Annotated in this window: 15 protein-coding genes; 11 read left to right on the plus strand and 4 right to left on the minus strand. The window is 52.8% G+C overall.

Features of this window, described 5'->3' with window-relative positions:
* Window positions 1-125 precede the first annotated feature (125 nt).
* Window positions 126-995, minus strand: a complete 870-nt coding sequence (locus L1X57_RS10575) for a LysR family transcriptional regulator (RefSeq protein ID WP_009721532.1) — start codon at window positions 993-995, stop codon at window positions 126-128.
* A gap of 107 nt (window positions 996-1,102) precedes the next feature.
* On the opposite strand from L1X57_RS10575, the gene L1X57_RS10580 reads away from it, so the two are divergent.
* The 7 genes from L1X57_RS10580 to L1X57_RS10610 all read left to right on the plus strand — a co-directional run bounded on the left by L1X57_RS10580 (window position 1,103) and on the right by L1X57_RS10610 (window position 9,234).
* Window positions 1,103-1,966: a cation diffusion facilitator family transporter gene (locus tag L1X57_RS10580; protein ID WP_009721533.1), complete on the plus strand. Its 864-nt coding sequence runs from the start codon at window positions 1,103-1,105 to the stop codon at window positions 1,964-1,966.
* A gap of 175 nt (window positions 1,967-2,141) precedes the next feature.
* Window positions 2,142-2,618 (plus strand): Cys-tRNA(Pro) deacylase, encoded by a 477-nt coding sequence (ybaK, locus tag L1X57_RS10585; RefSeq protein WP_009721534.1) that lies wholly within the window; start codon window positions 2,142-2,144, stop codon window positions 2,616-2,618.
* Window positions 2,619-2,750: 132 nt separating this feature from the next.
* Window positions 2,751-4,148 carry an ATP-dependent RNA helicase DbpA gene (dbpA, locus tag L1X57_RS10590; protein WP_009721535.1) on the plus strand — a complete coding sequence of 466 codons (1,398 nt, stop codon included), beginning with the start codon at window positions 2,751-2,753 and terminating at the stop codon, window positions 4,146-4,148.
* Between the two features lie 50 nt (window positions 4,149-4,198).
* Window positions 4,199-5,056: a PA4780 family RIO1-like protein kinase gene (locus tag L1X57_RS10595; protein WP_009721536.1), complete on the plus strand. Its 858-nt coding sequence runs from the start codon at window positions 4,199-4,201 to the stop codon at window positions 5,054-5,056.
* 128 nt (window positions 5,057-5,184) lie between these two features.
* Window positions 5,185-6,225 (plus strand): AbrB family transcriptional regulator, encoded by a 1,041-nt coding sequence (locus L1X57_RS10600; RefSeq protein WP_009721537.1) that lies wholly within the window; start codon window positions 5,185-5,187, stop codon window positions 6,223-6,225.
* Window positions 6,226-6,261: 36 nt separating this feature from the next.
* A complete protein-coding gene (locus tag L1X57_RS10605; protein WP_009721538.1) occupies window positions 6,262-8,160 on the plus strand; it encodes an ABC transporter ATP-binding protein in 1,899 nt (632 codons plus the stop codon).
* A 66-nt stretch (window positions 8,161-8,226) separates the two neighbouring features.
* Window positions 8,227-9,234 carry a zinc-dependent alcohol dehydrogenase family protein gene (locus L1X57_RS10610; RefSeq protein WP_009721539.1) on the plus strand — a complete coding sequence of 336 codons (1,008 nt, stop codon included), beginning with the start codon at window positions 8,227-8,229 and terminating at the stop codon, window positions 9,232-9,234.
* Between the two features lie 83 nt (window positions 9,235-9,317).
* Here L1X57_RS10610 and L1X57_RS10615 read toward each other — a convergent pair whose 3' ends face one another.
* Window positions 9,318-9,584 carry a hypothetical protein gene (locus L1X57_RS10615; RefSeq protein WP_009721540.1) on the minus strand — a complete coding sequence of 89 codons (267 nt, stop codon included), beginning with the start codon at window positions 9,582-9,584 and terminating at the stop codon, window positions 9,318-9,320.
* Window positions 9,585-9,724: 140 nt separating this feature from the next.
* Here L1X57_RS10615 and L1X57_RS10620 point away from each other — a divergent pair, with 140 nt between their 5' ends.
* Window positions 9,725-10,939: a hypothetical protein gene (locus tag L1X57_RS10620; RefSeq protein WP_009721541.1), complete on the plus strand. Its 1,215-nt coding sequence runs from the start codon at window positions 9,725-9,727 to the stop codon at window positions 10,937-10,939.
* Between the two features lie 8 nt (window positions 10,940-10,947).
* On the plus strand, window positions 10,948-11,775 hold the full coding sequence (locus L1X57_RS10625) for a mechanosensitive ion channel family protein (protein WP_009721542.1): 828 nt from the start codon (window positions 10,948-10,950) through the stop codon (window positions 11,773-11,775).
* Between the two features lie 64 nt (window positions 11,776-11,839).
* On the opposite strand, the gene L1X57_RS10630 is transcribed toward L1X57_RS10625, so the two are convergent.
* Window positions 11,840-12,571 (minus strand): YebC/PmpR family DNA-binding transcriptional regulator, encoded by a 732-nt coding sequence (locus tag L1X57_RS10630; protein ID WP_009721543.1) that lies wholly within the window; start codon window positions 12,569-12,571, stop codon window positions 11,840-11,842.
* 187 nt (window positions 12,572-12,758) lie between these two features.
* On the opposite strand from L1X57_RS10630, the gene L1X57_RS10635 reads away from it, so the two are divergent.
* Complete coding sequence (locus L1X57_RS10635; RefSeq protein ID WP_009721544.1) at window positions 12,759-13,379, plus strand: LysE family translocator; 621 nt, start codon at window positions 12,759-12,761, stop codon at window positions 13,377-13,379.
* 74 nt (window positions 13,380-13,453) lie between these two features.
* On the plus strand, window positions 13,454-13,942 hold the full coding sequence (locus L1X57_RS10640; RefSeq protein WP_009721545.1) for a glutathione peroxidase: 489 nt from the start codon (window positions 13,454-13,456) through the stop codon (window positions 13,940-13,942).
* Window positions 13,943-13,958: 16 nt separating this feature from the next.
* Here the strand turns inward: L1X57_RS10640 and L1X57_RS10645 are convergent, their stop codons facing one another.
* Window positions 13,959-14,342, minus strand: a complete 384-nt coding sequence (locus L1X57_RS10645; RefSeq protein ID WP_009721546.1) for a DUF7079 family protein — start codon at window positions 14,340-14,342, stop codon at window positions 13,959-13,961.
* Between the last annotated feature and the right edge of the window lie 123 nt (window positions 14,343-14,465).

The following is a 14,465-nucleotide window of genomic DNA, read 5'->3' on the forward strand; positions in this document are numbered from 1 at the left end:
CCTGTGCCGGTTCTCTAGCGTGTCCTTTTGATCTCCTTATGTAGCACTTTTTTACAGGGTCATTAACAGAGTGGAAGGCGTAAGCAATTTTTTCCACTGTTCTATTTCAACGTTATTACAAAGCATCAACGGGTAGTACCTAAAAAGCGTGACACCTTCGTCAGCAGCGCGGTGGCGACCACTCCCAGGCTTTCACCTTCCACGTAGCGATAATAATGACTGTCTAGGGCGAGATCATGATTTAGCGCGCAAAGCTGGTGGCTTTCTATTGCTTCTTTCACCAGAGGGTAAGGTAGCAATGCCCAGCCAGTGCCGTTGATCGCTGCATCGCGGATGACCTCGAACATGGTCAGGCCCAGGTAATTTGTCGAAAAAAGTGCATCACTGACGAGCTTATCGCCCTGCTCATAGGTTAAGCACACCTGAGTATATTGGGCTAGATCATCGCGGGTAACGCTGGGAAGGCGGCTTAGCGGATGTGACGTTGCGGCCACTAAGCACATGCTAACCGGCGCAAGGTTACTGGCATTTACGTCCGCGCCTTCAGCGGTATACAGCCCAAAGGCAATATCGACGGTTTGGCGAAGGACAAACTGCGGGTGTTCTTGGGGCGGCAATAAATACACCGAGATGGCCGTAAGCGGATAGCGCTGCTTTAAGTCGTGCATGACTTGTCGCCAAAACGCTTCGGGCAATGCATCATCCCTGGCAATGCACAGCTGGCTCTCTACGCCTTGCAGGTGCTGTTGACAGTGCTTTTTGATTCGGCTGGCACTTGTTAGCAGGCGGTAGCAGTCTGGCAACACGCTTTCACCTACCGCAGTTAGCTGTAGGCTATTGCCTGAACGTTCAAACAGCACGACCCCTAGGCTATCTTCCAAGGCATTCACTGTGGCACTTAAGGTGCTGCGTTTTATCCCTGTATGCCGCGCGGCGGCAGCAAAAGAACCATGTTCAGTAACGTCAATAAACGCCTGCACTTGTTCTGCGCGCATGGATTACTCCGTTAAGAGCCAAAAAAGTTGGCGCTGAGCGATTGGTTAAACGTTAGTGTACTCACTATGATGCGTTGCGTTTAACACACTTTACTGGAGTATTTCGCGTGACCCCCTTTGTCGCCGAGCGCCGTGCGCTCAGATTTTCTGCTGTCTCTGCCAGCTTGTTTGCCTTTACCGGCCTTGCACTCGGGCTTGCCAGTGGATCAATTACTATTTTATTCGATAGTGGCTATTCGCTATTAAGTTTAGTGCTGGCATCGCTTTCATTGTTTGCGTTACAGCAGGCGCGCAAACCGGCAGATGATCATTACCCCTTTGGGCGGCTTACCGTTGAGCCGCTGGCTGTGCTGCTTAAAGGCGTAGTGATAGCGTTGGTGTGCCTGTTTTCGATGGTGTCTGCTGTGTGGAGTCTCGCACAAGGTGGACGGCCGGTAACGTTGGATCTTGCGTTGATGTTTGGCGTAGTGAACGTGGCGGGGTGTTTACTTACTTGGTGGTGGTTGAACCGTTATGCCCGAATCGCCCGTTCATCACTGCTGGCTGCCGAGTTGCGTCAGTGGCAAATGGACACTTGGCTGAGTGCCGCCGTCATGCTGGGCTTTGCGCTCACATGGGGATTGACGCTTACCCCTTGGGCACACTTGGCGCGGTTTGCCGATCCGGTGATGGTGCTGATTATCGCGGGATACTTCCTGCCGATGCCCATTCGCATGGTGCGTGGTGCGCTGCGCGAATTGATGTTTGGCGAGCCTTTGGGCAGCGTTCGTCAGGAAATGGTGCAAGAAGTAGCAGATTTCGATATTGCTAATGACGACGTGCGTATGGCTCAGGTTGGTAGTTTCTTAATGGTTGATATTCAATTAGATATGCAGCAAATCAATGATGCTGAAGAGATTGTCGAAAGCGTAGAGCAGCACTGCAAACGGCGTAATTTGCGTGCTGTCACCAGCATTACGTTAGTGACGTGATGATTTTTGAAATTAACCAGCAATATCAATAGCAACGGCCACCGGTTTGTCCCGGCCGCTGCTTTCATTTCAAAACGCCTGTCAGTTGACTTTCTTTTGTATGTCGCGCTATTTAACTTATCGGGAAGACATGCCTTTTCCAGACTGGCTGACGACATTAATTTAAGAGAACCCCATGACACCGGCGATTAATAGCGCGAAACACTCAGGGATTGCGTTCCAGCTTCATGAGTATCAACACGATGCTGCTGCGCAATCCTACGGGCTGGAGGCAGCTGAAAAACTGGGTGTTGCCGCCAAGCAAGTGTTTAAAACCTTAGTAGTTTCCCTGGATGGTAAGCAGTTGGCAGTCGGCATTGTACCGGTCACCAGCCAGTTGGGGTTAAAGCAAATTGCTAAAGCGGCAGGGGCGAAAAAAGCGGCTATGGCGGCGCCCTATGATGTTGAACGCAGCACTGGCTACGTGCTGGGTGGCGTTAGCCCGCTGGGTCAGAAAAAACGCCTGCCTACCTTTATTGACGACTCGGCGCAGACATTTTCGACACTTTATGTAAGCGCAGGGCGACGTGGGCTGGAAATTGAGCTTTCCCCAAGCGACTTAGCAACGTTATGTCAGGGGCGTTTTGCAGCGCTGGCAACCACCTTGTCCTAATATCTAAGGGACTAGCACCTAGGCTGCTTTCCCATTTGCCGAAGCTTGCAGCAAGGCATGGGGTGGCGCTTTCTGGTATGGTGCTTCACATTATAGGTTTGCTGGGCAATATAGCCCCTTCAGGATAATTTTGTGTCTGACACTTCTTTTGCATCGCTCGCGCTCTCTCCCGCGCTTTTAACCAACTTAGATTCCCTTGGCTATCACGCAATGACGCCTGTGCAGGCGCAAAGCCTGCCACCGATGTTGGCGGGCCGCGATGTATTGGCCCAGGCCAAAACAGGATCGGGAAAAACTGCCGCTTTTGGTTTGGCACTGCTCGCAGAGCTGCGCGTAGAAGCGTTTGCTGTACAGGGTCTTGTGTTGTGTCCCACTCGAGAGCTTGCCGACCAAGTGGCCGAAGAGCTGCGCCGTTTGGCGCGTGGGTTACCCAACGTTAAAGTACTTACCTTATGCGGCGGTGCGCCTTTTGGACCGCAGTTAGGGTCCCTGGAACATGGCGCCCATATTGTCGTCGGCACGCCTGGGCGTATCGATGAGCATTTGCGCAAAGGCTCGCTTACGCTGGGGTCGCTCACCACCTTGGTACTTGATGAAGCCGACCGAATGCTCGATATGGGCTTTCAAGCCACCATTGATGCGATCATTGCTGAGACGCCTGCCGACCGGCAAACGCTGCTGTTTAGCGCGACGTTCCCGGATGATCGTGCGTCTGGCGGCCTTGCCACCATGACCCGAGGTGTGATGCGTGAACCTGTGATGGTCAAAGTGGCCGAGGTTCATGATGCCACTACCATCGATCAACACTTCTATGAAGTCGCCAACGAAGAATCACGCTTCGCGGCCCTTCAACAGCTGCTACTGGTTTATAGGCCAGCGACCAGCGTAGTGTTCTGCAATACCAAACGCGAAACTCAGGCGGTGGCTGAGCAACTGGTTGATGCCGGCTTTAGTGCTGTGGCGCTCAACGGTGATTTAGAGCAGAAGGATCGTGATCGTCGCCTGATTCTGTTTGCTAATCAGAGTGCATCTATTTTGGTGGCTACTGATGTTGCCGCGCGGGGGTTAGATATTGCTCAATTAGATGCGGTGTTTAACTACCAGATTGCCCGTGAGCTTGATGTTCACGTGCATCGGGTCGGGCGTACCGGGCGCGCTGGGGCTAGCGGCATTGCCTGTACGTTGGTCACGCCTAAAGAGCATTATCGGCTGGAGCGGTTGGAAGGCTTACTGGAGCAACCAATCACCACGGAACCCTTGCCGAAACCCCAGCATTCAGTGCCGTTTGAACCGCCCATGGCAACGCTACAGTTAGCGGGTGGCAAGAAAGACAAGCTGCGCCCGGGTGATATCCTGGGGGCACTGACCAGCGAAGGTGGTTTACGTGGTGATCAGGTAGGCAAAATTAAAGTGCTGGCCCGCAGTGCCTATGTGGCAGTGGAGCATAGCGCCGTTCAAAAAGCCCAGGCCAAACTTGAGCGTGACAAACTTAAAGGGCGCGCTTTCCGCGTTCGCCGCATTCGCTATTGATCGATTAATGATTGTGCACAGATAGTAAAGAGGAGCCGACGCAGCTAACCATGAAAATCCCTAAGCGATTACAGCCCCTTGTTGATGATGGAATGATCGACGAGGTGCTGGTGCAGTTAATGAGTGGTAAAGAGGCGCAGGTGTATGTCGTGCGCTGCGGTGAAGAAGTACGTTGCGCTAAAGTCTTTAAAGAAGCTAAACAACGTAGCTTTAAACAGGCCGTGCAATACCAAGAAGGGCGTAAAGAGCGCAACAGTCGTCGTTCGCGCGCCATGGCCAAGAAGACCCGCTATGGTCAAAAAGAGCAGGAGCAAGCATGGTTGAATGCGGAAGTCGATGCGCTATACCGTCTTGCTGCCGCTGATGTACGTGTGCCTGAGCCCCATGGGTTTGTTGATGGCGTGCTTCTCATGGAAATGATCAGCGATGCCGATGGGAATGTAGCACCGCGCCTGGATGAAGTGACCTTAACCGAGGAGCAAGCGCTTCGCTATCACGCCAAAGTGATTCAAGACGTGGTGCGAATGCTTTGCGCAGGCCTGATCCACGGCGACTTATCGGAATTCAACGTGCTGGTGGATGCCGAAGGGCCGGTGATTATCGATTTACCCCAGGCGGTGGATGCAGCGGGAAACAACAGTGCGGCGGCGATGCTAGAGCGCGATGTCGATAATATGCGCGCCTACTTTGGTCGTTTCGCGCCGGAGCTTCTCACCACTCACTATGGTAAAGAAATGTGGGCCTTGTATGAAGCTGGCAAGCTACACCCGGATAGTAAGCTGACTGGCCATTTTGAACTTGATAGCCACATAGCCAATGTCGATGAGCTATTAGAAGTGATTGACGATGCTATTGAAGAAGAGGCCGATCGACAGGCACGTATTCGCGGTGACGAGGACGAAGATTAAGGATAGAAACACCTAGCACTTAACAACTAGCTCTTAACACCCTAATACCCTTAGCAGTGGTAAGCTAACGTCTACGCTTAGCAGGTTAACAATTGCGTTTTAACGTTAGAGGTTGGGGGGAGGGGAGCGTGAAGGGCATTCGCGTCAGCGCAGAAAGTGCAAAGGGGCTTGTAACGTCGCTTGCCGTAGGTGCCTTCGGCGGCGTCGTTTTTCATCTCACTGGTTTACCGCTTGCCTGGATGCTAGGCCCGCTAATAGCCAACCTGCTGGTATCGGCAAAAGGGATTAATGTTGGCGTGCCGGAGCCGCTGCGTAACGTGTTTTTAGCGGTCATGGGCATGGTGCTGGGCAGCCAAGTAACACCTCAACTTGCACACCGTGTGCTGGATTGGCCAATCTCGGCAGCACTCTTACTGACAGGTGTTGCGGCGTCCACCGCCGTTGCAGCGGCGTGGTATCGTCGCTGTGGCTTCGACTCGGTCAGTGCTTGGTTTGGTGCATCGCCAGGTGCAATGACCGCGATGATCATGCTCGGCGATAAATGTGGCGGTGACCCCCAGCGTATAGCCATTGCCCAGTCGCTACGTATTATTCTCGTCATCCTGTTTCTTCCTCCTTTGTTCTGGGCGTTTGAAGGCGGTGCTGGTGATATTGGGCCAGCCCAGGCTGCGCTTGAGCATGGTTGGATGCTGCTTGCTATTCCTTTTTTATTACCCTTGGGTCGGTGGCTGCGCATTCCTAGCGCCGCGTTACTTGCGCCGCTTATTATGGCGGCCTTGCTATCAGGATTTGGGCTTGCAAGCCTTACCCTGCCCGGCTGGGGAATGAACCTGATGCTGTGGGTGCTAGGCAGCGCGATTGGCTCGCGTTTTCAAGGCATGACACGACGCTTGCTCGGGCGCTATTTATGGCAATCCGGGGTGGCGACGCTGCTTGCACTGGTGGTCTTGGCGTTGTTTGCTGAACTGATCCATCAACTGTTGGGTGTGCGCCGTGATGTGGCGCTATTAGCGTTAGCCCCCGGCGGCATCGGCGAAATGGCCATTCTTGCTGTCGCGCTTAATATCGACCCGGTATTTGTGGCATTTCACCACTTACTGCGCATGGTCACATTGGTGATCGTGGCCCCTTTTTGGGCGCGTTGGCTATTGCGTCGTCAATCTTCTTAAAGACGTCTGTCTACCAAGGTAACGAAAGGATCTTCCATGTTGTCACGTCTGCTAGCGCCACTATTCCGTTACTTTGAAACGCGGGTGAACCCCTATCCAGAGGGAGAGGTTGCCACGCCACCGAAAGGTCTGCTGCCATTTATCTGGCATTTTTCGCGCCCAGTATGGCCGTGGCTGTTGCTGATGTCGGTAGCGACTGCCTTGGTTTCCGCGGCGGAGGTAGTGTTTTTTAGTTACATGGGAGACCTGGTTGATTGGTTGGGTAATGTAGAGCGAGTGGATTTCTGGTCGAACCACGGCTTCTGGCTGGCGGGTGTTGGTTTGTTGGTGATTATCGGCTTGCCGCTACTGGTGCTCGTACAATCACTGGTGACCCACCAAAGTATCTTCGGTAACTACCCGATGATTGGCCGTTGGCTTTCTCACCGCCATATGCTTAGCCAGAGCTTAGCCTTTTATCAGGATGAGTTTGCGGGGCGGGTGTCGCAAAAAGTAATGCAAACGGCGCTAGCTATCCGTGAAACCGTCACCAAAGTGATGGATCTAATGGTTTACGCCATTGTGTACTTCACTGGGGCGGCAATTTTGTTAGGCCGTGCAGACCCGTGGTTGTTATTGCCGTTGGGGCTTTGGTTGATCGGTTATTTAAGCATTATGCGCTTTTTTGTGCCGCGCCTGCGTGACGTCTCGATGGCTCAGGCCGACGCCCGTGCCCAAATGACGGGACGCGTGGTCGATAGCTACAGCAATATTCAAACGATCAAACTGTTCGCTGACACCGAACGCGAACAAAGCTACGCCAAGGATGCCATGCAAGGCTTTATGGGCACTGTGCATCGTCAAATGCGGCTAGTCACCATCATGAGTGTTTGCCTGACCCTGCTCAATACGCTGCTGCTAGTGGGAACGGCAGGCATGGCGATTAGTGCCTGGTATTTTGACGCTATTTCCCTGGGTATTTTAGCGATTGCGATTGCCCTGGTAATGCGTATCCGCTTTATGTCGGATTGGATCTTATGGGAAGTGGCCGGGCTGTTTGAAAACATCGGAACGGTGCAGGATGGCATGAATACCATCGCCCAGGAGCCCACGATCAAAGATGCGCCGAATGCCAAAGCGCTTGCGGTGCCCAATGGCGAAATTGTATTTGATGCGCTGCGCTTTCAGTACGCCCAGGCCAAGGGTGAAAGTAAAAATGTCTTTGACGGGCTGAGCCTGACGATTAAACCCGGCGAGAAAATTGGCCTAATTGGCCGTTCTGGGGCGGGTAAATCCACCTTAGCAAACCTGTTGCTGCGCTTTTATGACTTACAGGGCGGGCGTATCCTGATTGATGGACAGAATATTGCTGACGTTACCCAGACTTCATTGCGTCATCAGATTGGCATGGTCACCCAGGATACCTCGCTGCTGCACCGTTCGCTGCGGGACAATATTCGTTACGGTAGCCCCCATGCCAGCGATGACGATGTGTGGCAGGCGGTGTGCCGCGCCCACGCAGATACGTTTATCAACGAGTTGGTCGACCCCAAAGGGCGTCGCGGCTTAGACGCCCATGTGGGCGAACGTGGCGTAAAGCTTTCCGGTGGCCAGCGTCAGCGTATTGCCATTGCCCGCGTACTGCTAAAAAACGCGCCGATTTTAGTGCTGGATGAAGCGACATCGGCGCTGGATTCCGAAGTGGAAGCCGCTATTCAGGAACAACTCGATTCGCTGATGGAAGGCAAAACGGTGATCGCCATTGCCCATCGGCTTTCTACCATTGCGATGCTCGACCGGTTAATTGTGGTCGATGAAGGTCGCATGGTGGAGAGTGGCACGCACCAGCAGTTGCTGGCACATAACGGCATTTACGCCAGCCTGTGGCAGCGCCAGTCTGGGGGCTTTTTGGGGCATGACCTTGATCTTGAAAATAACGCCCCCACTTCCTATTAGACCAGTCGTTTACTATGTTTTTAGTATCAGGCGTTTTTAACGACATGCGTTTAATAGGAGGTAGCGATGCAAGCCATTCAGCTTCGAGAGCCCGGCGGTATAGATAAACTGGACGTGGTTGAACTAACAGTGCCAAGTGAGCCCGGCCCCGGTGAAATTAAAGTACGCCTGCATGCCAGTTCGCTTAACTTTCATGACTACGCCGTGGTAGCGGGGATGATACCCACTGCAGATGGCCGTATTCCAATGTCGGACGGTGCCGGTGTCGTAGAAGCGGTTGGGGAAGGTGTTAGCGAGTTTGCTGTCGGTGATGCAGTCGTATCGACGTTTTTTCCTGATTGGCTAGAGGGGGAGGCGCGAGTAGGCGACTTCACTACCACGCCGGGGGATGGCATTGACGGCTATGCTCGCGAGCAAGTGGTTGCGCCCGCTACCTCGTTCACCCATCAGCCTAAAGGCTACCGCCATGCGGAAGCCGCGACGCTAACAACCGCAGGCTTGACCGCCTGGCGGGCATTAGTGGTTGATGGTGGGATAAAAGCGGGAGATACCGTGCTGGTGTTAGGCACTGGGGGCGTTTCCATTTTTGCGCTACAGTTTGCCAAGATGATGGGCGCACGGGTAATTGCTACGTCGTCTTCCAATGAAAAGCTGACCCGCCTGCGCGAGCTGGGCGCTGAGCACACCATTAATTATCAAGAAACGCCGGACTGGGGCAAGGCTGTTAAGGCGTTAACCAATGGTGAAGGCGTGGACCATGTTGTTGAAGTGGGCGGCCCTGGTACGCTGCCGCAATCGATTGATGCGGTGAAAATTGGGGGGCATATCGCGCTGATTGGTGTGCTGACCGGTCGAGAAGGCGAGATACCAACGGCTAAGCTGATGGCTAAGCAAGCTAAGCTGCAAGGTCTTATTGTGGGTAGTCGTCGTCATCAAATCGAGATGATTCGTGCTATCGAAGCGTCTAATTTGAAGCCGATTATTGACCGTGAGTTTGCACTGAGCGACATTGCCGATGCCTTCCGTCATCAGGAGTCAGGCAAACACTTCGGCAAGATTTGTCTGACTTTCTAGCTAGGAAGCGTTTATTTTAGTTAACGTTTTTGGTTTTGGAATGATGTGCTTGCACGCCCACTGAGTAGTGGGTGTGCAAAAAATTACGTTTCCAAGCGGCTATACACGACGCCTTTCACTTCAAGTTCCCAAATATCATCATAAGGAACGGTTACGCCGTCTATATCGCCTGGGTCACCCGTGCTATTTTTAATCTGCGTTTCAGGGATGACCTTTAACCCCATTAAGCCTACGTGTTGAATACGTGCGCTAAATCGATTTCCCTCGTGATCGATAAGCACCCGTTCGCCTGCAATGCACTTTGAAAGCTTCTCATGCAGTTCTGCCATTGTGACGTTAACTACGCTCATTATCGCCTCCTGCGCTTTGCTCTCATATTAGTTAGCTACTGTATAACGACTTTATTTTAGACGATAAGTTCGGCTAACCCCTCAATGACAATATGAGGCATGCTAGCCTTAATCCACTTATTTATGTTCGAGGCGGCATTATGGCGCAGCACTCAACGAAGTCTGCTTTTTCCCCATGGGAAGTTGTGGCACTTGAGTCGTTTCAAACACCAGAGCAGACCCAAGCCAGTCAGTGGCGGCGTAGCTGGCGAGCAGCGACTACGTGGGTGGTTGGTAAAGAAGCCTCTGAACGCCAAGCCAAGGAAGAGAGTGAGCTGCGTAAGCTGCCTGAAGTTGCGCTTTCGCATTGGGTGCCTGCCATTGATTGGTCACTGGCGGCTAACGCCCTCGGCCAAGTAACGGAAGAGCATGCTGATGCACCGGTCGTGTTGTTTATCTCGCCACCTCATGGTGGCCACGGGGCAGTGGTTAGCCACTGGGCTCAGCAGCAGGGCGTCAACTGCATATCTGTACCAACCTTTAAAGAGCTTACGGACGGTTGCCTAGAATGGGTAGAGCGCTGTGGCTATCAGCGTCTGTGGGCAATCCCGGCCTTGGAGCGGCATTTTTTACGTCACACTGGAGGCCTACAGGGCGTACGTGAACTGTTGGAGCGGGCTTTAAGTGGCCGGTTAGGGCAAGGCGTGATTGGTTGTGATAGCTGGACGTATGCTTATCTTCAGCATGCGGTGGGCTTGGAAGGCGTCACCGTGGTTACCTTGCAAGCGTTAGAGGGCGAGCAGCTTGCCCGCTATTTTGCTCAGTTGGCGGATAGTAGCGTCTGTCCTACGGTGTATAGCTCCCGAACGGGCCAGCCAATTCTTGCTGACGTGAATGACGATAACGCTAGTGGTGAGCGTTCTTATAAAGAGTTGCAACGTCTAGCGGCCCACTGTCGAGGGCATTTAGGTATTGCTTGGCACTACTGGCGAGAGCGACTGCGCGAACCGGCTGAAAATGAGGATAGTGGCCGTTCACAAGGGCCGTCTCAAGGGCAGCCAAAAGAGCCGTCGAAAGAAGAGCCGTCAAAAGAGCTATGGCTATTGGACGCGCTGGCGGAAGCGGAACTAGCGTCGGATACAGGGGATGTGGCGACGCTGTTGCTGCATACGCTGCTCATTCATGGGGGGCTAGAGGATCAAGCGTTAGGGTATGTGCTGCCATTTTCAAATCATGAGGCGCTAAACGCACGGCTAGCACTTGCTCGCCAGGGGATTCTCAACTGCCATCAAGGGCGCTGGCAAGTCGACCCATTAAGCTACGCGAGTGTGCGACAACTGCTGGAATCGCGTAACTACCTAGTTGACCCGCTTTAGGAGCTTATATGGACGATCAAGAGCAGTACGCCAGGCTGTTTAATGAGTTTGATAGTCAAGCGCTGATTACCTTAGGAGTCATTCTGGTCAGTACAGTGCTATTGATTATTGTCAGCCAACGAGGATTGAGCTGGTTAGCCAATCGCTTACATGGACAAGTGCGGTTTAGAGTGTTTGCGCTGGTGCCACTAACCCGGTTATTGATTTTAATTACTGCACTGGCTGTTGCTGTACCTATCGTCATTGAGCCTTCATTGCGCAACATGGTAACGCTGCTGGGTGCCATTGGCTTAGCTATTGGCTTCGCCCTAAAAGATTACGTGAGTAGCTTGATTGCCGGGGTAGTATCTGCCGTTGAGCTGCCCTATCGCCCCGGGGATTGGGTCAACATTGAGGGTACTTATGGCGAAGTTAAGCACGTTGGAATGCGCACAGTAGAAATTCTAACGCCCGACGATGACCTGGTAGCGGTGCCTCATCTTAAACTTTGGGATTCAGCCATTTATAATGCTAACAATGGCGGAACTAGCCTCCAATGCGTGGCAAGTTTTTACCTTCACCCGGAACACGAAGCTGGCTGGGTGCGTAAAGCGCTACGAGACGTCGCGTTAACGAGTGCTTACCTTAAATTTGATAAGCCGATTATTGTTGTGGCGGAGGAGAAACCCTGGGGCACGCATTACCGTATTCGCGCTTATCCAGTAGATCCCCGACAGCAATTTTTGTTTATCACTGATTTGACCGTGCGTGGTAAACAGGTGCTCAGTGCGGCGGGCGTTACCCCGGCGTTACTGCCACCTGATGCGGCCTTGGATTCACAGGGCTCCGCCAACTAATGACAGAGCCTGAGGTCGCCGACATAGATGCCGACAACCACAGGAGGTTTAACCGAGAGACGGTTTAAGCAGTTTCTTCTGGTAGCTCTGCACTGTGGAAAACATTCTGAACATCATCCAGCTCTTCAAGCATGCCCAGTAGTTTCTCAAACATCACCACATCATCGCCTTCGATGGGAGTGGGGGTTTGTGGTAGGAACTGGATTTCGTCAACTTCGAAATCGACCTCACCGAAAGCATCCATCAGCGCTTGTTTGGCTTTAGCATAATCGGTATGCGGAGCAAAAACCGTGATACGTTCCTCTTCCTGCTCAATGTCAGTGACGTCGACATCGGCTTCCATGAGTGCTTCAAGCACGGCTTCTTCATCACTACCCGCAAACGAAAAAATTGCACAGTGATCAAACATGTGACTAACGCTGCCGGGAGTGCCGATTTTGCTTTTCGTTTTTGTAAAACAGCCGCGCACATCACCAAAGGTACGATTGGGATTGTCGGTTAAACAATCGACGATCACCATAACGTTACCCGGACCAAAGCCTTCATAGCGCGCTGGTGAAAAGTCTTCGCCGCCTGCGCCGCTCGCTTTATCCAAGGCTTTATCGATAACGTGAGACGGTACCTGATCTTTCTTAGCCCGTTCCATCAAACCGCGTAGCGCAAGGTTTCCGTTTGGGTCCGTGCCGCCTGCTTTAGCGCAGACGTAAATTTCACGTCCATACTTACTGTAAACCTTGGTTTTCGCAGCGGCCGTTTTGGCCATGGATTCCTTACGGTTTTGAAACGCCCTACCCATATTGAAGTCCTTTATTAGCCATGAACCGCCTGCAGGGCAGGCGTCATCGTTTTCAAAAAGGGGAAAATTTTACCCAACAGCGTACCATGCTAACAGTGTTATTTAAGTGGACGGATTTATTCGCTAAGCACCCGCGTCGTTGGCGTATACTCAGCCAGCCTATAATGCTGATTTCAAGGAGAGAAAAATGCCGCTGTCACTTTGGCTATCGTTGGCTGCTATTTGTGCCATGGGGGCGATGTCGCCAGGGCCAAGCCTTGCACTCGTACTGCGTCATACGTTAGGAGGTGGACGCTTGCCCGGCATGACAGCTGCGATTTTTCATGCACTGGGCGTCGGGTTTTATGCGTTGCTCACCGTATGGGGCTTGGGTGCGCTTATCGTGCGCCACCCAGAGTTATTTCAACTAGTGACATGGTGTGGTGCGGCCTATTTGGCGTGGCTTGGAATAAAGGCGCTACGAGCAGGCAGAGGTGGTGCGCTATCCCCCGATGCGGCAGTGACGACGCCACGCCAAGCCGCCAAAGAAGCAGTGTTGGTGGCGCTGGGTAATCCCAAGCTGATTATCTTTTTTGTGGCACTGTTAAGTCAGTTTGTAACGCCCGAGATGAGTTTACTTGCCAAGGCCATTATCGTCGCGACGGCGATTATCATTGATGGAGGGTGGTACGTTTTAGTGGCAGTAGGGCTTTCGCATTCTCGCGTATTGCCTTGGCTTCAGCGCCATGCCCACTGGATCAATCGAATCACTGGCGTGCTGCTGATCGCGCTGGCGCTACGCGTTGTCGCAGGCCCCATTAGTTTTTAAGCCACACTGGTGTAACTGCTGGTCCCGTGGCATGGTAAAGCCTATGCTGGTGGAGTCATTTAGGGGGCCTTGCGATGATGATTTATGAGCAGGATTGTTACACCCATCAAGGCAAGCCGTTTAACTTACGGGCGCTGCGCGGGCAGGTATTGCTGGTCGTTAATGTGGCTAGTAAGTGCGGCTTTACCCCGCAGTTAAAAGAGCTGGAGAGTTTATACCAGCGTTATCGAGATCGTGGGTTTACGGTACTTGGTTTCCCCTGTAACCAGTTTGGTAAACAGTCGCCGGAGAGCGCAGAGGCCTTCTGTGTCTTCGGCGAGCAACAGTTTGGTGTCAGCTTTCCGCTGATGGAAAAAGTCTCCGTGAATGGTCCAAACGCCCATCCGCTGTTTGTAGTGCTGAAACAGGAAGCACCGGGCGTATTAGGCACCAAGGTGATCAAGTGGAATTTTACTAAGTTTCTGGTGGGGCGCGATGGCAGGGTGATCGCACGGTTTGCCCCCAATGACCATGGCTTGTCACTGCGGCTTGCGCTGGAAGCCGCCCTTGATAAAGAAGGGTAAAGAATCAGGCACTCGGTTAAAGCTCTCCGCGGGTAACCATCAGTCGTTGCATTAATTCCACCCAGCGATGACGGACCATCATTGTGGTTAAACCTGAAAACAGCGCCCAACTTTTACGCCGCCAGCCTTTCAGGCGCAGGTTATGGCTTACCAACTGCTTCATCAATTTGTAGTCATCGAACTTTCGCCATTCACTGGCAATTGACAGCTGGTGTCTCACCATCACTGGAGCAAGCTCCAAGCGGAACATCCACTCCAGCTCCTTCAGCGACATGTCATGCTGTACGATTATCTCAACCATATGGGCATAGTCACGCTCGCTTGGCTCACGGTCCAGCCACAGCGGTGCGAGAGCAAGCCATAGGTCGCCGCGTTCATCGACTAGCTGCTGTGCGTTCATCCGGGTCTCGTCGGCAAGGAATGGTCAGGTCGCTATCCTGCCGTGAATGGCGAAGAAGCTCAAGAGCGGACAGAGCGCGTCTAGACCGCTAGAATACACCCCACACGGTAATGGCACCGCCAT

Origin of the sequence: Halomonas sp. TD01 (genome assembly GCF_923868895.1) — a bacterium.
GTDB lineage: Bacteria > Pseudomonadota > Gammaproteobacteria > Pseudomonadales > Halomonadaceae > Vreelandella.